Below are 20,872 nucleotides of genomic sequence, written 5' to 3'. Positions count from 1 at the left end.
ACAACGGCAAGCCAGAACAAGGCGGAGTTTCGCAGAGGAATCCTACAGGGAAGGAGAGTCGGCTGCATTCGGCCTCGTCGAGGTTCTGGCTACCCCGCCCACGCGGCCGGCGCAAGGACGGCGGGCCGGTTGCGCCGGGCTGAAAATTTCTCCTACGCTGCCGGCTCGAACGGCGGCCGGAGGGAAGCGCGATGGAGCTCGTGGCGATGTCCGAGGAGCGGCCGGGGCCGAAGTGGCGGGCGCGTTTCGAGGCGCTCTGGCCGCGCTATCGCGCCTGGTTCGCGCCCGCCGCAGACGACCCGCCAATCGCTGTGCGCCGCGCCGCCCTCGCCGCGCACATGCCTGAGCTCGTGCCGGCCTGGGAGCGCGCCTGCGAGCTGGCCGGCGACGATCCCGTGGCGCATGCCCTCCTCACGGGCTGGTCGCCCCCGCCGGTGGTGACCGGCTGCTCGGTGGCGATCTCGCCGGAGGCGGAGCCGGTGATGATCCGCAACTACGACTTCACCTCGGGCTTCTTCGAGGGCACGCTCCAGCACGGGCGCTGGGCCGGCGGGCGGCGGGTGATCGCGTTGAGCGAGGCGCTCTTCGGCGCGCTCGACGGCATCAACGACGCGGGGCTCTCCGCGGCGCTCACCTTCGGCGGGCGGCCGGTCGCGGGGGAGGGCTTCGCCAATCCCTGGCTCGTGCGCTACGTGCTCGAGACCTGCGCCACGGTGCCGGAGGCGATCGCGGCGCTCACCCGCATCCCCTCCGCCATGGCGACGAACATCGTCGTGCTGGACCGGACGGGCGTCCATGCCGTGGCGATGCTGGCACCGGACCGCGAGCCTCTGGTGCTCGATGGCCCGGTGGTGACCAACCACCAGCGTGAACCGGAATGGCCGGCGGGGGACGCGGCGAGCGAGACGGTCGAGCGCTGCGATCTCCTGACCCGCCTGCGCGAGACGCCGGGTACCGGGCGCGACGAGATGGTCCGCGCCTTCCTCGCCCCGCCGATCCTGCGGCGCGACTTCGACGGCGTGATGGGCACGTTCTACACCGCCGTCTACCGTCCCGCCGCCGGCGCCGTCGACTATCTCTGGCCGGACCGGCCCGCGTGGACGCAGGCGATCGACGCCTTCGCCGAGGGCGCGCGCGAGATCCCGGGCTGAGCGCCGCGCGGTCACTCGCGCCAGAAGCCCGGCGTGAGCAGGATCAGCACCGTGAACAGCTCGAGCCGGCCGAGCAGCATGGCGAAGGCGAGAACCCACTTGGCGGCCTCCGGCAGCGGTGCGAAGTTGCCCGCGGGCCCGATGATCGGCCCGAGCCCGGGGCCGACATTGGCGAGCGCGGTGACCGAGGCGCTGATCGCGGTGACGAAGTCGAGCCCGATCGCCATCAGCACGAGGGTGATCAGGCTGTAGCAGATGAAGAAGAGCGAGAAGAACACCACGACGGAGGCGACGACGTCGTCCGGCAGGGGGCGGCCCGCATAGGTGCGCGGAAACACGCCGTGCGGGTAGATCAGCCGGCGGAAATGCGCCCGCAGCATCTGCGCCATGATCTCGAAGCGGAAGATCTTCATGCCGCCGGAGGTCGAGCCCGTGCAGCCGCCGATGAAGGTGAGCGCGAAGAACAGCCCCACCGCGAGGTTGCCCCAGACGAGGTAGTCGGTCGAGGCGTAGCCCGTGGTCGTCACCACCGAGACGACGTTGAAGGCGGCGTGCCGCGCCGCCTCTCCCGGCGCGTAGCCGTGCGTGAGGACGAGCCATCCGGCCAGCAGCGTCGAGACGCCCACGAGGAGCAGGACGAGCGTGCGCACCTGGCTGTCGAGGAAGACCGCGCCCTCGCTGCGCAGGAGGCGGATGTAGAGGACGAAGGGCAGCGCGCCCGCAAGCATGAAGGCGGTCGCGATCCATTGCACCGCCGGGCCGAAGCCGCCCATCGAGAGGTCGGTCGTGGAATAGCCGCCGGTCGAGACGGTGGTCAGCGCATGCGCCACGGCGTCGAAGGGCGTCATCTCGGCGAGCCAGTAGAGCAGGGCGCACAGGGCCGTGAGGGCGACGTAGACCGCGGCGATGGCGGCGGCGATGTCGCGCACCCGCGGCAGCACCTTCTCGGAGCGGTCGGACGATTCGGTGCGGAAGAGCTGCATGCCGCCGACCCCGAGCGCGGGGAGGATCGCGATCGCGGTGGCGATGATGCCGATGCCGCCCATCCATTGCAGGATCGCGCGCCACAGCAGGACGCCGGGCGGCGCCGAATCAAGCCCGACGATCACGGTGGAGCCCGTGGTCGTGAGCCCCGACATCGATTCGAAGAAGGCGTTTGTGAAGCTGTCGCGCAGCTGCGCGTAGTCCGACAGGTAGAGCGGCAGCGCCGCGAACAGGGCCACCATGGTCCATGTCGCGGGCGTGAGCACAAAGGCCTGGCGGATCGTCAGCCCGCCGCGTAGCCCCCCGCGCCCCGCCGCCATCAGCAGCGCGCCCGCCGCCGCGGTCACGCCGGCGGAGACGGCGAAGGCGCGCCAGTCGGGGTTCTCCGCCCACAGGTCGACGGCCATCGGAAGGACCATCGCGGCCGCGAGCGCGAGCAGCGTTCCGCCGACGAGGGAGGCGACCGGCGCGAGGGCGGGAAGCGTGAGGCCGGGGCTCTTCGTGCGGTGCATGGTCTCGCTCGCGTGGAGGGCGCTTCTAGCACGGCGCCGCGACGATGGCAGGACCCCTGGTATCCCGGGGGCTCGCAATTCGGTGGGCAGCGCACCATAACGCTCCGTGCGCCGTCGCGCTCCGGAGTTACTCATGACCGTTCTCGCCGAGGGCCGGCCCGTCCCCGAGGCACGCGGGCGCCCTGCGCGCGTCCTCCTCCTCGTCAACCCGCACAGCCGGCGCGGCGCCGAATGCCTGGGGGCGGTCATGGCGGCGCTGGAAGGGCACGGCATGAGCGTGCTCGCCGAGACCTTCTCGGCGGCGCGCGAGGTGTCCGACGACATCCGCAGGCGCGCCGGGGAGGTCGACGCCGTCGTCGTCTGCGGCGGGGACGGCACGGTGAACGCCGCGCTGCCCGGCATCCTCGAGACCGGCCTGCCGCTCGGCGTCGCGCCCTGCGGCACGGCGAACGACTTCGCCCGCACGCTCGGCCTGCCGCCGGACCCCGTCGCCGCGATGGCCGCGGTCGCGGCGGGGCTCACACGGCCGATCGACCTCGGCGTGGTGAACGGGCGCCCGTTCCTCAACGTCGCCTCGATCGGGCTATCGGTCGACCTGGCCAAGGCCTTGTGCAAGCGCCGCAAGCGGATCTGGGGCCGGCTCGCCTATGCGCTGGCGGCGATCCGGGTCGCGCTGCGGGCGCGGCCCTTCACGGCGACGATCGCCTCGCGATCGGGCGACACGCGGGTGAAGACCTACCAGGTCGCCGTCGGCAACGGGCGCTACTACGGCGGCGGCATGGTGGTCGAGGAGACCGCGGCGATCGACGACGGCACGCTCGACCTCCACTCGCTCGAGATGCGCAACGTCTGGCGCCTCGTCCTGATGCTGCGCTGCTTCGCCAAGGGCGCGCACGGTGCCTGGGCGGACGTGCGCACCGAGCGCTGCGTCGACTTCGAGGTGCACACCCGCACCCCGCGCGACGTCAACGCCGACGGCGAGATCGTCGCGACGACGCCGGCGCGCTTCTCGGTCCTGCCGCAGGCGATCCGCGTGTTCGCGCCCTGACCGCGGACCCTGCACCGCCCCCGGGGGCTCAGACGTGCTGGCCGCCGTTGATGTGCAGCTCCGCGCCGTTCACGTAGGAGCTCGCGTCCGTGCACAGGAAGTAGATCGCCTTGGCGACCTCGTCGGGCGTGCCGAGGCGGCGCATGGGGATCTGCTCGACGATCTTCTCCGTGCCCGGCGAGAGGATCGAGGTGTCGATCTCGCCGGGCGAGATGGCGTTGACGCGCACGCCCAGCGGCCCGAAATCGCTGGCGAGCTCGCGGGTCAGCGCCGCGAGGCCCGCCTTCGAGGTGGCATAGGCGGCGCCGGCGAAGGGGTGGACGTTGGCGCCGGCGATCGAGGTGACGTTGACGATCGAGCCGCGGGCGCGCTCGAGCTCGCCCCGCAGTCCCTGCGCCAGCAGCACCGTGGCGAACAGGTTCACCTGGAAGACGTGCGCCCAGGTCTCGAAGGGCGTACCGAGCGCGTTCAGCCGCGCTCCGCCGGGGCCCTTGGGCGAGATGCCCGCGTTGTTCACGAGCGCATGCAGGACCGAGCCCTCGAGCTCGAGCCGGCTGCGCACGTCCGCGATGGCGCGCATCGTGTCCTCGGCGCTGGAGAGGTCGACCTGGAGGTGGTCCTCCGGCCCCATCTCCCAGGGGCAGTTCTCGGGAAAGGCGTGGCGCGAGGCGGTGATGACGCGCCAGCCGGCGGCGGAGAAGCGCTTCACCGTCGCATGGCCGATGCCGCGGCTCGCTCCGGTCAGGAGCATGATGCGGCGGGGAGCGTTGGGAATGCGGGTTTCTTGCACGGGAGCCTCGTCCGAAGGGAGCGAGCCGGAAGCTAGCACGGAAGCGGACGCCTGCCACGCCTGCATCTCGCGTCATGATCGATTAGAATACAATGCTCTTGATGCATATATAATAATTCGAGATAATAGCAATATCACTATAAAATCACCCTTGGTATCCGAGTGTGCGACATCAGAATTAACCATGCGTATCCTATTTGCAGTTGACTAGAAGAAAAATGCTCCGTTATCATCACGCCAGATGCGAATGGCACGAACGGGATGGATATACCATGACCGGAACGGCAGGAGTGACCTCGCAGGGCGGCGTCGGCCAGGGGAACGGCAGCAGCTGCCAGGACGACTTCGACCGCGCCCTCCGCAACGCTCAGGCGGGCATGACCGCGGGCATGAACGCCGGGATGGCCGCGAACGGCAATGGCATCGGCGGCTACGGCGCGCGCTGGGGCGGGCTCGACCCCAGCGGCTACGCCGGGGCCGGCATGGGCGGCATGGGCTACGGCCCGCCGCCCGCGGCCGGAGGCTGCGCCCGCACCGGCGGCTCGAGCTGCGGCTGCAACGGCAACGTCTCCTCCTACATGGGCACCACCGCCGGCGGCGCCCCGCTGTCGAGCTTCGACTTCATGTCGGGTCCGGCCACCGGGAGCATGGGCTCGATGGGCGGCATGGGGACCGGCATGGGCAGCGGCTCCCCCAATACGCTCGGCGGCTATGGCGGCTACGGCGGCGTGCCGCGCCTGTTCAACGGTTATCCCGCGGTGCCGAGCCTGTCCGGCAACGGCATGAGCTCTCAGCCCGGCATGATGAACGCCATGTCCGGCATGGGCGGAATGGGTGGCGGGCATTTCATGGGCGGCATGGGCGGAATGGGCGGAATGGGCGGAATGGGCGGAATGGGTGCCGGGCATTCCATGGCCGGCATAGGCGGCATGGGCGGCATGGGCGGCATGCACGACGGGCACGGCTACTACTCGCTCGACGGCATCGGCATGGTCCACGCCAAGGACCAGCTGCGTGACGGCGCGCACCTGACGGACAACCGCTTCTTCGAGCGCGTCGCGAACGGCCAGTTCGGCGCCCCCAGCGGCGTGTCGCTCAACCAGGCGGCGAACGGGGACCTCGAGGGCCGGGTCCACATCTCCGGCCACCCGGCGGCGTTCAACCAGCTGTACGACGAGGGGCGCGCACAGGGCCTCACCGGCGAGGAGCTGAACCAGTACATCGCCGAGGAGCTGACCAACGTCAACGACATCGACGACATCGACCAGCGCTACTACGACATCTGGGAGGCGCGCGGCTACCCGCCGCCGACCCGCGACCACGACCTGCACAACACCGGCTCGATCGCCGCCGTGCTGCGCCCCGGCCAGAACCTCTCGCTCACCGGCGCGCACCAGTACGACACGATCGACGACGAGACCTACAACTTCTCCGACGTCCAGACCGACGAGCGCGGCACCTTCGTCGAGCTCTACCGCCTGTCGAACAACAACGACAGCGGCAACGGCCACCACGAGGACCTGGTTCTCGCCGCCAAGATCTACCTCGACCAGGGTGAGATCGAGGATCTCGCCAACGGCGCCAATCCGCTCGACATCGCCAACGCGCGGATCACGGTCGATGACAACACGGACGACTACCGCATCTCGACGGGCGCGATCCGGCTCATGTCCTATTGGGGCATGCCGATCTACTGATCGCACGCGTCCTTCGAAGGCGCGAACGACACGCCCGGGCGAAGCCGTCGCCCGGGCGTTTCATTTGCGCTGCCGGCCCCACAGCTCCTCCATCTCCAGATAGGTGAAGGATGCCGACCAGCCGATCAGGACGAGGCCGTTGAGCGCGGCGATGCCGGTGAGCAGCCGCATCGGTCCGGTCGGCCACAGGTCGCCGATGCCGAGCGTCGTGTAGCTCGTCAGCGAGAAGTAGACGAAATCCGAGAAGCCGCCGCCGAGCGCCCCTTCGAGCCGCCCGAGCCCCGCGTGGTCGTGCATCGCCGCGAAGGCGGCGGCGTAGAGCAGCACGTCGAGTAGGTGGGCCAGCAGAACCGCCGCGATCACGACGAGGATGCGCAGGGGCCGATGCACCGGCAGCCGCGGCAGCGCGAGCGAGACGCGCCGCAGGATCTCGTAGTGGACGAGGACCGTCGCGCAGACGATCGCGGCGGCGATGGCGAGGGTCGGGAGCACGGGGCCGCGCCGTCAGGCGATCGAGGCCGAGGCCTTCGCGGTCGCGCCGATCTTGGAGGCCGCGATCACCGCCTGGGTGCGGCTCTCGACCCCGAGCTTCTGCAGGATGGCGGAGACATGCGCCTTCACCGTGGCTTCGGAGACGCCGAGCTCGTAGGCGATCTGCTTGTTGAGCAGACCCTCCGAGAGCATCATCAGCACCCGCACCTGCTGGGGCGTGAGGGTGGCCATGCGCTTGGCGATCTCGGCGGCCTCGTCGTCGTCGTCCGCGGCGAGGTCGACGTCCGGCGGCGTCCAGCTGTCGCCGGCGAGCACCGCCTGGACCGCAGCGCCGATGGCGGCGGTATCCAGGGACTTCGGGATGAAGCCGGAGGCGCCGAAGCCGACCGCGCGGCGGATGACGACCGGGTCCTCGTTGGCCGAGACGATCACGACCGGGATGTCGGGGTGCTGCGCGCGCAGGTAGATCAAGCCGGAATAGCCCTGGACGCCGGGCATCGTCAGGTCGAGCAGGACGAGGTCGACGTCGGACGATTCGGCGAGGGTGGCGGTCAGCTCGTCGAGGCCGCCGGCCTCGATCACCCGCGCGTCCGCGAGGACGCCGGTGACGGCCTGGCGCAGCGCGCCGCGAAAGAGCGGATGGTCGTCCGCGATCACGATCGTCGTGCCAGCCTTCTCCACCCGCGCCTCCCCAACCAGCCCCGCCGAGCCCGCCCCGCGGCCAGGCCGAGCCGGGCCGCGAGCGACGGAAACAAGAGCGACGGAAAGCGGAATTCCACAATCGGCGCAAGAGGGGGCGAACACGCAGGCGCGGTGAAATCGCGCCGCGAGGCAGGCCGCTCACGCTCCCCCGGCCGACGCCTCCCCCACCCGGCGCGGCGCGTCGGGATCGCGCCGCAGGACGCGGGCGAGCGGCACGTCGCACAGCGGCATGGCGACGCCGTCCCACTCCGCGCGGCCGGCGAGCAGGCCGCGGGCGACGAAATGCGGGTCGCACGCGGCCTCTTCGAGCGTGCGCACCATCGTGGCGCAGCAGTCGAGCGGCTCGAGCGTCGCGCGCCAGTGGGCACCGTCGCGGGCGCGCACGATCGCCGCGACCGCGGCCTTCGTGGCGGCGGGGTCGCGGGCGTCGTCGCGCAGCTCCGGCGCGAGGCCCAGCCCCTCGCAGGCGCGCGCCCAGAACTTGTCCTCGAGCGCGCCGAGCGCGAGGTAGCCGCCGTCGGCCGTGGCGTAGAGCCCGTAGCGCGGGCTCGCACCGGTGAGGAGGCCCCCGTGCGGCCCGGGCGCGCGCCCCGTCGCCGCCATCTGCGCCCGCGCCAGCCAGGCGAAGGTCGCCATCGCGTCCGTCATCGCGACGTCGAGGACGGCGCCCTCGCCGGTCAGGTCGCGCAGGCGCAGCGCCAGCAGGATGTCGATCACCGCCGGCATGGCGCCGCCGGCGATGTCGGCGACGAGGGCGGCCGGCGTCGCCGGGTGGTCGGGCGCGCCCGGCGCCAGCGAGAGGAGGCCGCCGAGCGCCTGGTAGTTGATGTCGTGCCCCGCCTCGCGCGCCCGCGGCCCCTCCTGGCCGTACCCGGTGATGGCGCAGACGATCAGGCGCGGGTTGAGCGCGCGCAGCGCGGCGTGCCCGAGCCCGAGGCGCTCCATCACGCCCGGGCGCATCTGCTCGACGAGCACGTCGGCCTCCCGCGCGAGCGCCTCGAGCCGGGCGCGATCCGCGGGGTCCTTGAGGTCGAGCGGGAGGATCTCCTTGCCCGCGTTCAGCATGGCGAAGGGGATGGAGCGGCCCTCCACGAAGGGGGCGAAGCCGCGCATGTCCTCCCCGCCCGGCCGCTCGATCTTGATCACCCGCGCGCCGGCCTCCGCCAGGATCAGGGTGGCCAGCGGCCCGGGCAGGAGGGTCGAGAGGTCGAGGACGGTGACGCCCTCGAGCGGCAGGCGGCGTGCGGCCATGCGATCGGCTCCTCCCGGGCCTTCAGAACAGGTCGTGCGGCAGGATGCCCGTCTCGATGAGCCAGAGGAACCCCGTCAGCGTCACGACGGAGGCGATCGTGCCCACGAGCACGCACGCGGAGGCGCGCTCGACGCCGACCCCGTACTGCGTGGAGATGACGAAGATGTTGAGCGCCGGCGGCAGCGCCGCCATCACGATCGCGGCGAAGACCCAGGGCGGCGCGAAGTCGCCGACGATCGAGAGCAGCACCCAGACGATGAGCGGATGAGCGACGAGCTTGATGAAGACGAGGATCGGCACCTCGACCGGGATCTTGCGCACGCGCTCGCGCGGCGGCGTCGAAGCGCCCCCCTCCGCGGACGCCGCCGGCCTGAGCGCGACCGTCACGCCGAGCAGGAACAGGGCGCAGGGCGCGGCCGCGTTCGAGAGCCAGAGCGTCATCTTGTCGATGGCGGTGGGCGGCGTCCAGGCGAAGTAGCTCGCGCCGACGCCGATCATCGTGGCGACGTTGAACGGATGCGTCGCGATCCGGAAGGCGACCTCGCCGGCGGTGGCGAGCATGCTCTTCTTCTCGACGCCGGCCACCGCCATCAGGAAGGGCACGAGCGAGAACAGGAGGAGCGAATCGAACACGAAGATGAGGACGACCGGCGGACTGGCCGCCGGGCCGAGCGCGGCGAGCACCAGCGGCGGGCCCATGTAGCCGATGTTCGAGTAGGATCCCGCGACCCCCTGCATCACCGATTGCGGCATGTCGCGGGTGACGAGCATGCCCACCGCGAAGGCGATCGAGAAGGCGACGTAGGTCGAGAGCGTCGTCACCGCGATGAAGGGCCAGTTCGCCAGCTCGGAGAGGGGCTCGCCGGCGATCAGCCGGAAGAACAGGCACGGCAGCGAGACGTAGATGAGGAAGAACTGCATCCACGACAGCCCGCTCGCCGGGCGCGGCACGAAGCGTCCGCAGGCCCAGCCCAGCGCGATCAGGCCGAAGAAGGGGGCGAGGAGGTCGAGAAGCCCGACGAGGTCGGACATGGGCTGTTCCGGAGGCTGCGCGTCCCGGGAGACGGGAGATCTGGCGATGCGGCGCCCTGTCTCGCAAGGAAACGACGGGTTCGCAATCGCAAAGGTCGCATGGCAGCCGCCCATCGGCTAATGGCCCCGCCCCCGCGCGCGGGCTATGTCCTGTCCTCGCCAGCCATGGGAGACCCGCATGAAGAGCCCCCGCCGCTTCTACCAGCCTCTCGCGCTCGGCGCGCCGGAGCCCTACCGCGAATTGCCCGTGCGGCTCGAGCGGATGATCCACTTCGTGCCGCCCCACGTGGAGAAGGTCCGCGCCAAGGTGCCGGAGCTGGTCTCCAAGGTCGACGTGATCCTCGGCAACCTCGAGGACGCGATCCCCGCGGACGCCAAGGAGGCGGCGCGCGCGGGCTTCATCGCCATGGCCCGCGGCACCGATTTCGGCGACACCGGCCTGTGGACGCGCGTGAACGCGCTCAACTCGCCGTGGTTCCTCGACGACCTGACGGAGATCGTGGCGGCGGTGGGCGACAAGCTCGACGTGATCATGGTCCCCAAGGTCGAGGGGCCTTGGGACATCCACTATGTCGACCAGCTCCTCGCGCAGCTCGAGGCGCGCCACGGCGTGCGGCGGCCGATCCTCGTCCACGCGATCCTGGAGACGGCGGAGGGCGTGAAGAACGTCGACGCCATCGCCGCAGCCTCGCCGCGCATGCACGGCATGAGCCTCGGCCCCGCCGACCTCGCCGCGTCGCGCGGCATGAAGACGACCCGCGTCGGCGGCGGCCATCCCGACTACCGCGTCCTCTCGGATCCGGACGGCGACGCGCCGCGCGCCTCCGCGCAGCAGGATCTGTGGCACTACACCATCGCGCGCATGGTCGACGCCTGCGTGTCCTGCGGGCTGAAGGCCTTCTACGGACCCTTCGGCGACTTCTCGGACCCGGACGCCTGCGAGGCCCAGTTCCGCAACGCCTACCTGCTGGGCTGCGCCGGCGCCTGGTCGCTGCATCCGAGCCAGATCGCCATCGCCGAGCGCGTCTTCGCGCCGGAGGTCGAGGAGGTGCTGTTCGCGAGGAAGATCCTCGAAGCGATGCCCGACGGCACGGGCGCGGTCATGATCGACGGCAAGATGCAGGACGACGCCACCTGGAAGCAGGCCAAGGTCATCGTCGACCTCGCGACGATCGTCGCGCGCAAGGCCCCGGAGCTCGGCGCCGCCTACGGGCTGTGAGAGGGCGCCGTGCCGATTTGAAAGCGCGGCATGCACGGCCTATGTTCTGTGCGGAGGTGAAGCTCGCCCATGACGCTTCGTGTCGCCAAGTTCGCCATCGGCCAGGTCGTGCGCCACCGGATCTATCCGTTCCGGGGGATCATCTTCGACGTAGACCCGGTCTTCGCCAACACCGAGGAGTGGTGGCTCGCCATCCCCGCCGAGGTGCGCCCGCGCAAGGACCAGCCGTTCTACCACCTCCTCGCCGAGAATGCGCAGACGGAGTACGTGGCCTACGTCTCGGAGCAGAACCTCGTGCCGGACACCTCGGACGAACCCCTGCGCCACCCGATGATCGCCAGCATGTTCGACCGCGGTGCGGATGGAAGCTACCGGGCGAAGGCCGCGGCGGCGAATTGAGCCGCCGATGTCCCCGCCGGAACGCGAGACGCCGGGCGCGAGGCCCGGCGTCTCTCTTGTCTTCGATGCGGTGAACCGGCTCGGCTCACTGCGGCGCGGCGTCGGCTCCGCTCTCCTGCTCGAGGCGCTGGCGCAGCTCCTCGGAGCGGCGCTGGAGCTCCTCCTGCAGGCGGCGCTGCTGGGCCTCGAGCTCGGCCGGGTCGATCGGGTCGCCGTCCCAGCCCGCGGTGAAGCCGTCGAGCGGCACCTGGAAGGTGACGACCTGGGCGTTCTGGTTCTGCACCGAGATGTTGAGGTTCGCCCCCGCCTTCATCTGGTCGATCATCTGCTGGGTGACCTGCGCCTCGGCGAAGCAGCCGTTGGGGAAGCAGACCGCGTAGGCGCCGTTCGTCGCCGCGTTCTGGTCCGCGGCGAAGCGGATGCCGGGCTGCAGCAGCAGGCCGAGCGGCATCAGGAAGCGGGCGACGAGCTGGTCCTCCTGCCCCTCGGGCGCGTCGATGTCGTAGATCGCGACCGCGAGCACGGGCTGGCCCTGGTCGGAGACGAAGTCGCGCGTGGTGTAGCAGATCTGGGCGCCGGACGCCTGGTCGTCGCCGCACAGCTTGGTCCAGCCGGTCTGCGAGGGCTCGGGCACCACCGGCACGACGTTGGGCTGGCCCGGCTGGGGCGCCTGGGGAGCGGGGGCGGTCTGGGCCGAGGCCGCGAGCGGCGCGAGCGCGCCGGCCGCCACGGCGAGGGCGGTCACGAAGCCGAGGCCCCGCTTGCGCGCGAATCGTGCCGGAAACGACATCCTGAAATCCTCTTTCACGTCCGGAGGAAGGGTATGGCGAGGCGGGCGAGGCGCTCGTCCCGCCCGGGCGCGCCGCTCATCGTCGCGCATTGAGGCGAAGGCGTGGCGCGGCCCGCGCCCTTTTAGCGGCTCGCGCCGGCATATTCCAGTCGTTAACGCTATTCTCGTCTATGCTAATGAAAATGCGCCGAATCGCGCCCGCGTCGAAGCCGCGACGGAGGACATCGCCTCGTGCCCACACGCCTGCAACCCCTTCTCCGACCGATCCTGCCCGTCCTCGCGTCCGGCCTGCGTCGCGCCGCGCTCGCCGCCGGGCTCGTGGCGACGCTCGCCGCGGCGCCCGCCTCCGCCCAGGATACCGCGCCCGTCGACACGACCGCCTATTCCGCCGAGGAGCTCGCGCCGCGCCACGGCATCGCGATGCACGGCGAGCCCGAGCTCGGCCCCGACTTCACCCACCTGCCCTACGCCGCGCCCGACGCGCCGACCGGTGGGCGCGTGGCGATGGCGCTGCAGGGCACCTTCGACGGCCTCAACCCCACGATCGTGCTCGGCGTGGCGCCGGATCTCGCTCAGAAGTTCGTCTGGGAGAGCCTGATGCAGCGCTCGCTGGACGAGCCCTTCACGCTCTACGGCCTCGTGGCGCGTTCCGTCGTGATGCCGCAGGACCGGTCCTTCGCCGAGTTCAGGCTCGACCCGCGCGCCACCTTCTCCGACGGCGAGCCGCTGACGGCTCAGCACGTGAAGACCTCCTTCGAGCTCCTGCGCGAGAAGGGCAAGCCGTACTTCCGCGGCAACTTCGGCAAGGTCGCCGCCGTCGACGTCGTCGACGACCACACGATCCGCTTCGACTTCGGCGACAGCGGCGACCGCGAGCTGCCGCTGCTGGTCGCGATGATGCCGATCTTCGCCACCCACACGATCGACCCCGCGACCTTCGACCAGACCTCGCTCACGCCGCCGATCGGCTCGGGGCCCTACGCCTTCGCGCAGGTCGTGCCCGGCGAGCGCGTCGTGCTGCGCCGGCGCGACGACTATTGGGGCGCGGACCTGCCGGTGAGCCGCGGGCTGAACAGGCCCGACGAGATCCGCTACGAGTTCTTCCGCGACGCCAACACGATGTTCGAGGGCTTCAAGACCGGCGTCTACGACCTGCGCGTCGAGGGTGACGCCACGCGCTGGGCGACCGGCTACGACTTCCCGGCCGTGCGCGAGGGGCGCATCGTCAAGGAGGAGGTGCCCCAGCGCACGCCGCAGGGCATGAACGGCTTCGTCTTCAACACGCGCAAGGACCTCTTCGCCGATCGCCGGGTGCGCCAGGCCCTCGGGCATCTCTACGATTTCGAGTGGGTCAACCGGAACCTGCTCTTCGGCCTGTTCCAGCGCGCCGGCTCCTATTTCGACGGCTCGGACCTCTCGGCCCGCGGCCGCCCCGCCGGCGAGGCGGAGCGCGCGCTGCTCGCGCCCTACGCCGACGCGGTCCTGCCCGAGGTGATGGACGGCACCTGGCAGCCGCCGACGAGCGACGGCTCGGGCCGCGACCGTGACCAGATCCGCGAGGCCATGCGGCTCCTCGCCGAGGCCGGCTGGCGGCTCGACGGCGGGGTCATGCGCAACGTCGAGACGGGCGCGCCGATGGTCTTCGAGTTCCTGGCGGTGAACCGCCAGCAGGAGCGGCTCGCGCTCAACTTCGCCGACGCTCTGAAGCGCGTGGGCATCGACATGTCGATCCGCCTCGTCGACGACGCGCAATATTGGCGCCGCCTCGCCGACTTCGACTACGACATGATCCAGTGGACCTGGCCGGCCTCGCTCTCTCCGGGCAACGAGCAGGTCAACCGCTGGACCAGCGCCGCCGCCGAGCGGTCCGGATCGCTCAACTTCGCGGGCGCCCGCGAGCCGGGGATCGACGCCATGATCGCGGCGATGCTGGCCGCCACGGAGCGCGACGACTTCGTCGACGCCGTGCGGGCGCTCGACCGGCTGCTGATCTCGGGCGTCTACGTCGTGCCGCTCCACATCCAGGCGAACACCTGGCTCGCCTACGACGCGGGCATCGAGCGGCCCGAGCCGCCGCCGCTGCGCGGCCTGCCGATCGAGGTCTGGCGCCGCAGCGGGGGCTGAGCGCGGGTGCGTAGCGGGGGATGACACATGGCTGCGACGGCGATCGACGGTGCGCGGGAGGCGAGCGCGGGGCGTGACGATGCGGCGGCGCCGCCGGGCGGGCTCGGCACGCTCTTCGCGGAGCGCGCGAGACAGATGCCCGGTGCCCTCGCGTTCGTCGACCAGGCGGGACGCGAGGCCTGGTGCGGACGCCCGCGCATCGCCTGGAGCTACGGCGCGGCGCAGCCGATGATCGAGCGGCTCGCGGCCTTCTTCTCGGGCCTCGGGCTCCCGCCGGAGGCCCCCGTCGCCGTGTGCCTGCCCGCCGGCTCCGAGACGCTGCTGACGCTGCTCGCGCTCGAGCGCGCGGGCCTGACGCCCTGCCTCCTGCCCCTCGCCTGGCCCCGCGACGACCTCGCGCGGGCGGTCGAGGCCACCGGCGCGGTCGCCGTGGTGACGCAGAGCGTCGTCGGCGCGCTCAAGCCCGCGGAGACCTTCCGCGACATCGCCATGGGCTATTACGGCCTGCGCTTTGTGACGGCCTTCGGCCCGCAGCCCCCCGACGGCGTGCTCGACCTCGACCGGGTGATGATCGACGAGCGCCCGATCCTCGCCGGCGGCGGCGAAGGCGCGGGCGACAGGGCCGTGCGGGCGGCGGGCTCGGCGGCCGCGCGCGAGCCCGGCATCGTCACCCTCGCGCGGCGTGGTGGGCAGGCCGGCGGGGAACCCGAGGAGATCGAGGCCGCCCTCCGGCCCGCCTCCTCCTGGATCGCGGCGGCCTGCGCCTTCCTCGAGGTGGCGCAGTACGAGCCCGGCGAGCGTATCGTGCACCTCGTCGCTCCCGACGACCTGATGGGGCTCGCCACCGGCTTCCTCGCCGCGCTGCTGACGGGCGCGCCGCTCGAGCTGCACGGTCTCTTCGACGGCCCCGCCCTCGCGGCGAGCCTCGCACGCGGGGAGCCGACGCGGCTCGTCGCGCCGGGCTGGATGGAGGGCGCGCTGGCCGCCACCGCGCTGCCGCCGAGCGTGCGTGGCCTCGTCCTGCTGCACGCGGCGCCCACGCGCTTCCGGGCGCGCGCCGCCGCCACCGGGCCGATCGTCGACGTCCTCGCGCTCGAGCCGTGGGCGCTCCTCACCCGCGCGCGGGCCCGCGGCGGGCAGGTCGCTCTGCGGCTCGACGCCCGCTCGGGAGCGGATGCCGACCCGCGTGTGCGCCGCGACGACGAGGGCCGCCTCTCGGTGTGCGGCGCCTCCACGCAGGCGCGACGGGTCGTGCGCGGGCAGATCGAGGCGCAGCTGCCGGAATGGCGGGAAACGCCCTGGCGCGCGGACGTTTTCGCCGGCATCGTGATCGGCGTCTCCTGACTGCGGGTGGCGCCAGGGCCGGTGGCACCGCCTACGCATGCGGCACGCCGCAGCGCACAATTTCAGCTCCCATGCGGAGCTTTGGGGGTGGAACGGCGGTGCGAAATGTGCGTTGATGAGGCGGCTCCGGATGACGGGGTCGCGAGACCGGCCGGGACGATGACCCCTCTCCAACGCATCCTGATCGTCGACGACGGAGACCGCGACGCGCACGCGGCGCTGTCCGCGGAGCTGGCGGAGCTGGGCTACGCTTCCGTCACCGCCTCGCTCGACGCGGCGGACGAGGTGCTCGCCGTCATCCCGACGCCCTCGGCGATCGTCCTGCAGATCCCCCACGGCGCGAACGCCGCCGCCCGCGCGCGCTTCCAGGAGCTCGCCGACCGGCTCTCCGCCCGCCGCGGCGACGCCGGGCCTCCGGTCATCGTCGTCGACGCGGCGAGCCTGTCCGGCTCCGGCGCCTTCGCGCGCATCCTCGAGACCCAGATCGGCGCCGGCGCGTTCGCCGACCCCGCGCGCTGATCCGCTCGATTTTCTCGCATCCCGGCAAGCCCACCTTAACCATGGGCGCGCATGATCCCTCCCGTTCGCAGACCGCGCGGGAGGCGCTCATGTTCGGCTCGGGCCGTCCTTCGATCATCTTCACGACGCTCAAGATCGTGATCGTCGTCGGCGCGCTGAGCTGGGTCGCCGCCGATTGGGTGTCGCAGGGCTTCGACCGCGACGCGCTGGCCCGGCTCGCCTCGGATGGCGAACGCGGGCGCGAGCCCCTGATCACGGGCTCGCTCGGGCTCGACCGGGTGCGCCTGGACCCGTGCGGCGACGACGCGGCGCGCTGAGCGGGCGTGCGCGCTCGCTCAGGTCGCCGAAAGCCAGGCCTCGAGCGCGGCCTCGACCCGCTCCGGACGCTCCAGCGTCGCGAGATGACCGCAGGCCGGGATGCGCGTCAGCGTCGCCCACTCGATCGCCTCGGCCATCTCCTCGGCGACCTCCGGCGGCGTGATCGCGTCGCTCTCCCCCACCAGGACGAGGGTCGGCATCTCGAGGCCCGGAAGATGCGGGCGCTGGTCCGTGCGCCCCATGATCGCGCGTTGCTGGCGGACGAACGTGTCCGTGCCGACCTCCCACGCCATCTGCGTCACGATCGCACGCAAGCCCGCGTCGCCGAGTCGGTCCGGCGCCGGCAGGCGCTGCCAGAGCAGGTCGATCACCTCCTCGAAGCGTCCCGTCTGCGCGAGCGCCACGAGCCGCCGGCGCGTCTCGCTCGCCTCGGGCGCGTCCGGGCGCGCACTCGTGTCGAGGAGCGCGAGACGCCGCACGCGCCCGGGCGCGCGGCGCGCGACCTCGAGTGCGACGTAGCCGCCCATCGACAGCCCCACCAGCGAGAGCGGCCCCTCCGGCGCCTCGGCGAGGAGCCGCTGCGCCATCGCGTCGATCGTGTCGTCGCGGGTCGTGTCCGCGACGTGCGCCCTCCCGTGCCGGGCGAGGAGGGGACGCTGCGGCGCGAACAGCGCCTTCGTGCACAGGAGGCCGGGAATCAGGACGAAGTGTTCCATTTCGGCCTCAGCGTGGCCTGCAAACGATTGACAAGGGGTTTCGAGCACCTATGGTCCACTCGCACGGCCGTCGCCTCGAGGCGGCGGATGTCGAGAAGCCCGTCCCATTCGTCACCGTGCGGGGCGAGCACGTCAAGAAAGCGGCGCGTCCGCGAGAGTCCTCCATCTTCATGTCCTTCGATGAACTCGGGCTGAGCGACAAGGTCCTGCAGGCCGTCGGCGCTGCGGGCTACACGCAGCCGACCCCGATCCAGACCCAGGCGATCCCCCACGTCCTCGCCCGGCGCGACGTGCTCGGCATCGCCCAGACCGGCACCGGCAAGACGGCGGCGTTCACGCTGCCGATGCTGACCATGCTGGAGACCGGGCGCGCCCGTGCGCGCATGCCGCGGACCCTCATCCTCGAGCCGACGCGCGAGCTCGCGGCGCAGGTCGAGGAGAACTTCGTCCGCTACGGCGTCAACCACAAGCTCTCGGTCGCGCTGCTCATCGGCGGCGTCTCCTTCGGCGACCAGGACGTGAAGATCACCCGCGGCGTCGACGTGCTGATCGCGACGCCCGGGCGCCTGCTCGACCATTTCGAGCGCGGCAAGCTGCTGCTCACCGGCGTCGAGCTCCTCGTCATCGACGAGGCGGATCGCATGCTCGACATGGGCTTCATCCCCGACATCGAGCGGATCGTGAAGCTCACGCCCTTCACCCGCCAGACGCTGTTCTTCTCGGCGACGATGCCGCCGGAGATCCAGCGGCTTTCGGACAAGTTCCTGTCGAACCCGGTCAAGGTCGAGGTCGCCCGTCCGGCCTCCGCCGCGCAGACGATCACCCAGCGCCTCGTCTCCACCGGCTCGGACCCGGCCGCCAAGCGCGAGACGCTGCGCGCGCTGATCCGCGACGCGGTCGACCTGCAGAACGCGATCATCTTCTGCAACCGCAAGCGCGACGTCGCGGTGCTCCACCGCTCGCTCCAGCGCCACACGTTCAACGCCGTGGCTTTGCACGGCGACATGGACCAGCGCGCCCGCATGCTGGCGCTCGAGTCGTTCCGCACCGGCGAGGCCAAGATCCTGGTCGCGAGCGACGTCGCCGCCCGCGGGCTCGACATCCCGATGGTGAGCCACGTCTTCAACTACGACGTCCCGCACCACGCGGAGGACTACGTCCACCGCATCGGGCGCACGGGCCGTGCCGGTCGCTCGGGTGCCGCGTTCACGCTCGTCGCCCCCGGGGACGAGAAATCGCTCTCGGCGATCGAGAAGCTCATCGGCAACGAGGTCGTCTGGTCCGGCCCGACGACGGCCGAGGCCGGTCACGCCCCGGCCCGTCCCTCCCGCGATCGCGCGCGCCGCGGCGGCGGCGGGCGTGGCGAGGCGGAGGAGGCACCCTCGCGCAATCGGCGCGGCGGGCGTCGCGAGAGCGCGGTCGAGGCCCCCGCGCCGGCACCTCAGGCCGCGCGCAAGGTCGATCGCGCGCCGCAGGGCGAGCCGCACCGTGCGCCGCAGGGCGACGCGCGACGCGAGCCGCCGCGCGCGCCCAAGCGGGACGCCGAGCGCTCCGCCCGGCCCGCGCGTGGGCGCGATCGCCGGGAGGAGGAGCAGCTCGACACGCCGAGCTTCGGGGACCACATCCCCGCCTTCCTGTTGCGGCCAGTCGTGATCAAGTCGAAGAAATAGCATTCGCGCTGCGCAAGCATTAACCGACTTTTCGTTGTTTGGACCCAATCTGCCTTCCCGGGGCCGATGCGCCGCCAGACTATCGGTTGTGCGCCTTGCGGGATGGAACAGATGACGGCAGCTGGTGAGGATCTCGAGCGGACGTTCCAGGTAGGGCAGCGCGCCCTGGAGCTGATGAAGACCTACGGCTCGTCTGCGAGCCCACGCTCATACGAGGTCTGGTACACCTACGTCACCGGGCAGAAGCCCGTGATCAACGACGCCATCAAGCGCATCGCCGCCCAGAGCGGACACGTCCGCGACGACGACGTGGTCACCCTCTTCGAGGAGCATCTCGCGCCCCAGCGCTTCGCCCAGGAGGCGGAGAAGGCGGGCGCCACCGTCATCGGCGAGATCGACGAGGTGATGGAGATGCTCGAGATGGCGCTCGGCTCCACCGCCAAGTACGGCGAATCGCTGGAGGCGTTCTCCAACGACCTCGCCATCACCATCGACAAGCGTCGCATCCGCGAGCTGGTCGCCGCCCTCGTCACCGCGACGAAGGACGTCGGCGCAACGAACAAGACGCTCGAGGCGCGCCTGCGCGAGACCCGCGGCGAGATCGAGGTCCTCCGCGAGACCCTCGAGGCGGTGCGCATCGAATCCCTCACCGATCCCCTGACCGGCATCGCCAACCGCAAGCACTTCGAGGAGATGCTGGTCAAGACGCTCGACCAGGCGATCGTCGAGCGCGCGCCACTCGCGCTCATCGTCATCGACATCGACCACTTCAAGCGGTTCAACGACACCTACGGCCACCTCACCGGCGACCAGGTGCTGCGTCTCGTGGGCATGACCATGCGCGAGCAGGTCAAGACGAAGGCGACGCTCGCCCGCTTCGGCGGCGAGGAATTCGGCATCATCCTGCCCGACACCACCGTCGAGACCGCGCGCGCCGCCGCCGAGCGCGTGCGTACGAGCGTGATGAGCCGCGAGCTCGTGAAGCGCTCCACCGGCGAATCGCTCGGCAAGGTGACGATCTCGGTGGGCTGCGCCGGGGTGCGCAAGGGCGATACCGCGGTGTCCCTGCTCGAGCGCGCCGACCAGTGCATGTTCACCGCCAAGCGCGCCGGGCGCAACCGCACCGTCTGCGACACCGACGACGACTTCTCCGGCGCCCAGGAGACGCCCCAGGCCGAGGTCGCCTGAGGCGCGGCGCGAGGCGCCTCAGGCGCCCTGCACGACGAGCACGACATCGCGCCGGTGCGGCCGGTCGCGGTGCTCGACGAGATAGATCCCCTGCCAGGTCCCGAGCGCGAGCGCCCCGTCGAGGACGGGGAGGCCGAGCGACGCCCCCGTCAGCATCGCGCGCAGATGGGCGGGCATGTCGTCCGGCCCCTCCGACCGGTGGCGATAGGGCGCATCGCGTGGGGCGAGCCGGTCGAGCGCATCGACGAGGTCACGCGTCACGTCCGGATCGGCGTTCTCCTGGATCGCGAGCGATGCCGATGTGTGACGGCAGAAGATCGTCGCGAGCCCCTGCGCGATGCCGCTCTCACGCACGCCGGCCCGCACCTCGTCCGTGATCTCGACGAAGCCCTGCCCCCCGGTCTCCACCGTCATGGAGAACGCCGCCTGGCGCGTCATCGCGCCGGCGTGGAGCAATCGAGGAGCGTCGATCCCCGTTCGTCTCGCAGCCATCGCACCCACCTCTCCTGCGCATCCGTCGGTCCGAAGCGCTGCACCGGAACCCCGTCCGGGGCCCGTGCTTAGCCTAGGACCGAGACAGGAGGACCGCCATGAGCCGCCTCGCGCGTCATCGCATCGATCCACCGGAGTTCCTCGCCGCTGCGGAGCTCGCACCCGGCGGCCGCACGGCCGGGACCGGTCACGTGCCGCTCGACCCGACCGAGCCGCCGGCGCCGCTGCCTCCCGGCGGACGCCTGCCCAGCGAGGTGCCACCGCTCCCCGAGAAGGAAGAGCCCGGTGCCGACGGCGATCTCGACGGCGACCCGACCATCCGCGATCCCGGGCGCCGCATGCCGCCGGACCACCTTCCCGGCGGCCCGACGAACCCGAACCCGCACCACGCCGGTCGGCACGTGAGGACACCGTGATCGCCGAGACGGGACGC

Annotated in this window: 21 protein-coding genes; 12 read left to right on the top strand and 9 right to left on the bottom strand. The window is 71.5% G+C overall.

Going from position 1 to position 20,872, the window contains the following annotated elements:
- Positions 1-191 precede the first annotated feature (191 nt).
- Complete coding sequence (locus tag ACTZWW_RS08365) at positions 192-1,151, top strand: C45 family autoproteolytic acyltransferase/hydolase (RefSeq protein ID WP_444780485.1); 960 nt, start codon at positions 192-194, stop codon at positions 1,149-1,151.
- 11 nt (positions 1,152-1,162) lie between these two features.
- Here ACTZWW_RS08365 and ACTZWW_RS08360 read toward each other — a convergent pair whose 3' ends face one another.
- Positions 1,163-2,647, bottom strand: coding sequence for a TrkH family potassium uptake protein (locus tag ACTZWW_RS08360; RefSeq protein ID WP_444780484.1), 1,485 nt, complete (start codon positions 2,645-2,647; stop codon positions 1,163-1,165).
- A 133-nt stretch (positions 2,648-2,780) separates the two neighbouring features.
- Here ACTZWW_RS08360 and ACTZWW_RS08355 point away from each other — a divergent pair, with 133 nt between their 5' ends.
- The gene (locus tag ACTZWW_RS08355; protein ID WP_444780483.1) at positions 2,781-3,695 is read left to right on the top strand and encodes a lipid kinase; all 915 of its coding nucleotides are present in this window, start codon (positions 2,781-2,783) and stop codon (positions 3,693-3,695) included.
- Between the two features lie 28 nt (positions 3,696-3,723).
- Here ACTZWW_RS08355 and ACTZWW_RS08350 read toward each other — a convergent pair whose 3' ends face one another.
- Positions 3,724-4,446, bottom strand: coding sequence for an SDR family NAD(P)-dependent oxidoreductase (locus ACTZWW_RS08350; protein ID WP_444780489.1), 723 nt, complete (start codon positions 4,444-4,446; stop codon positions 3,724-3,726).
- A gap of 311 nt (positions 4,447-4,757) precedes the next feature.
- On the opposite strand from ACTZWW_RS08350, the gene ACTZWW_RS08345 reads away from it, so the two are divergent.
- Positions 4,758-6,182 carry a hypothetical protein gene (locus ACTZWW_RS08345; RefSeq protein WP_444780482.1) on the top strand — a complete coding sequence of 475 codons (1,425 nt, stop codon included), beginning with the start codon at positions 4,758-4,760 and terminating at the stop codon, positions 6,180-6,182.
- A 60-nt stretch (positions 6,183-6,242) separates the two neighbouring features.
- Here ACTZWW_RS08345 and ACTZWW_RS08340 read toward each other — a convergent pair whose 3' ends face one another.
- The 4 genes from ACTZWW_RS08340 to ACTZWW_RS08325 all read right to left on the bottom strand — a co-directional run bounded on the left by ACTZWW_RS08340 (position 6,243) and on the right by ACTZWW_RS08325 (position 9,660).
- Positions 6,243-6,674, bottom strand: a complete 432-nt coding sequence (locus ACTZWW_RS08340) for an ion channel (protein ID WP_444780481.1) — start codon at positions 6,672-6,674, stop codon at positions 6,243-6,245.
- Between the two features lie 12 nt (positions 6,675-6,686).
- Positions 6,687-7,355, bottom strand: coding sequence for a response regulator (locus ACTZWW_RS08335; RefSeq protein ID WP_444780480.1), 669 nt, complete (start codon positions 7,353-7,355; stop codon positions 6,687-6,689).
- 159 nt (positions 7,356-7,514) lie between these two features.
- On the bottom strand, positions 7,515-8,627 hold the full coding sequence (locus ACTZWW_RS08330) for a CaiB/BaiF CoA transferase family protein (RefSeq protein WP_444780479.1): 1,113 nt from the start codon (positions 8,625-8,627) through the stop codon (positions 7,515-7,517).
- Positions 8,628-8,649: 22 nt separating this feature from the next.
- The gene (locus ACTZWW_RS08325; protein ID WP_444780478.1) at positions 8,650-9,660 is read right to left on the bottom strand and encodes an AEC family transporter; all 1,011 of its coding nucleotides are present in this window, start codon (positions 9,658-9,660) and stop codon (positions 8,650-8,652) included.
- 178 nt (positions 9,661-9,838) lie between these two features.
- Between ACTZWW_RS08325 and ACTZWW_RS08320 the strand changes: the two genes are divergently transcribed.
- Positions 9,839-10,879 carry an HpcH/HpaI aldolase/citrate lyase family protein gene (locus ACTZWW_RS08320; protein ID WP_444780477.1) on the top strand — a complete coding sequence of 347 codons (1,041 nt, stop codon included), beginning with the start codon at positions 9,839-9,841 and terminating at the stop codon, positions 10,877-10,879.
- 69 nt (positions 10,880-10,948) lie between these two features.
- Positions 10,949-11,278: a heat shock protein HspQ gene (hspQ, locus tag ACTZWW_RS08315; RefSeq protein WP_444780476.1), complete on the top strand. Its 330-nt coding sequence runs from the start codon at positions 10,949-10,951 to the stop codon at positions 11,276-11,278.
- A gap of 85 nt (positions 11,279-11,363) precedes the next feature.
- Here hspQ and ACTZWW_RS08310 read toward each other — a convergent pair whose 3' ends face one another.
- Positions 11,364-12,068 carry an invasion associated locus B family protein gene (locus ACTZWW_RS08310; RefSeq protein WP_444780475.1) on the bottom strand — a complete coding sequence of 235 codons (705 nt, stop codon included), beginning with the start codon at positions 12,066-12,068 and terminating at the stop codon, positions 11,364-11,366.
- Between the two features lie 231 nt (positions 12,069-12,299).
- On the opposite strand from ACTZWW_RS08310, the gene ACTZWW_RS08305 reads away from it, so the two are divergent.
- The 4 genes from ACTZWW_RS08305 (at position 12,300) to ACTZWW_RS08290 (ending at position 16,372) form a co-directional block, all read left to right on the top strand.
- Entirely contained in the window at positions 12,300-14,192 is a 1,893-nt protein-coding gene (locus tag ACTZWW_RS08305) for an extracellular solute-binding protein (RefSeq protein ID WP_444780474.1), read from the top strand.
- Positions 14,193-14,219: 27 nt separating this feature from the next.
- Positions 14,220-15,536, top strand: coding sequence for an AMP-binding protein (locus ACTZWW_RS08300; protein WP_444780473.1), 1,317 nt, complete (start codon positions 14,220-14,222; stop codon positions 15,534-15,536).
- A 159-nt stretch (positions 15,537-15,695) separates the two neighbouring features.
- Positions 15,696-16,055: a hypothetical protein gene (locus ACTZWW_RS08295; protein ID WP_444780472.1), complete on the top strand. Its 360-nt coding sequence runs from the start codon at positions 15,696-15,698 to the stop codon at positions 16,053-16,055.
- 89 nt (positions 16,056-16,144) lie between these two features.
- Positions 16,145-16,372 (top strand): hypothetical protein, encoded by a 228-nt coding sequence (locus ACTZWW_RS08290; protein WP_444780471.1) that lies wholly within the window; start codon positions 16,145-16,147, stop codon positions 16,370-16,372.
- 18 nt (positions 16,373-16,390) lie between these two features.
- Here the strand turns inward: ACTZWW_RS08290 and ACTZWW_RS08285 are convergent, their stop codons facing one another.
- Positions 16,391-17,089 carry an alpha/beta fold hydrolase gene (locus ACTZWW_RS08285; protein WP_444780470.1) on the bottom strand — a complete coding sequence of 233 codons (699 nt, stop codon included), beginning with the start codon at positions 17,087-17,089 and terminating at the stop codon, positions 16,391-16,393.
- Positions 17,090-17,259: 170 nt separating this feature from the next.
- On the opposite strand from ACTZWW_RS08285, the gene ACTZWW_RS08280 reads away from it, so the two are divergent.
- Both ACTZWW_RS08280 and ACTZWW_RS08275 read left to right on the top strand, forming a co-directional pair.
- Positions 17,260-18,759: a DEAD/DEAH box helicase gene (locus ACTZWW_RS08280; RefSeq protein ID WP_444780469.1), complete on the top strand. Its 1,500-nt coding sequence runs from the start codon at positions 17,260-17,262 to the stop codon at positions 18,757-18,759.
- Between the two features lie 111 nt (positions 18,760-18,870).
- Positions 18,871-19,947 carry a GGDEF domain-containing protein gene (locus tag ACTZWW_RS08275; protein ID WP_444780468.1) on the top strand — a complete coding sequence of 359 codons (1,077 nt, stop codon included), beginning with the start codon at positions 18,871-18,873 and terminating at the stop codon, positions 19,945-19,947.
- An 18-nt stretch (positions 19,948-19,965) separates the two neighbouring features.
- Here ACTZWW_RS08275 and ACTZWW_RS08270 read toward each other — a convergent pair whose 3' ends face one another.
- The gene (locus ACTZWW_RS08270) at positions 19,966-20,439 is read right to left on the bottom strand and encodes a secondary thiamine-phosphate synthase enzyme YjbQ (RefSeq protein WP_444780467.1); all 474 of its coding nucleotides are present in this window, start codon (positions 20,437-20,439) and stop codon (positions 19,966-19,968) included.
- Positions 20,440-20,537: 98 nt separating this feature from the next.
- Between ACTZWW_RS08270 and ACTZWW_RS08265 the strand changes: the two genes are divergently transcribed.
- Positions 20,538-20,855, top strand: coding sequence for a hypothetical protein (locus ACTZWW_RS08265; protein WP_444780466.1), 318 nt, complete (start codon positions 20,538-20,540; stop codon positions 20,853-20,855).
- Positions 20,856-20,872 lie beyond the last annotated feature (17 nt).

It is taken from the genome of Salinarimonas sp. NSM (assembly GCF_052380005.1).
In the GTDB taxonomy this organism is placed as follows: Bacteria; Pseudomonadota; Alphaproteobacteria; order Rhizobiales; family Beijerinckiaceae; genus Salinarimonas.
This window is presented reverse-complemented; position numbering and strand designations above follow the sequence as displayed.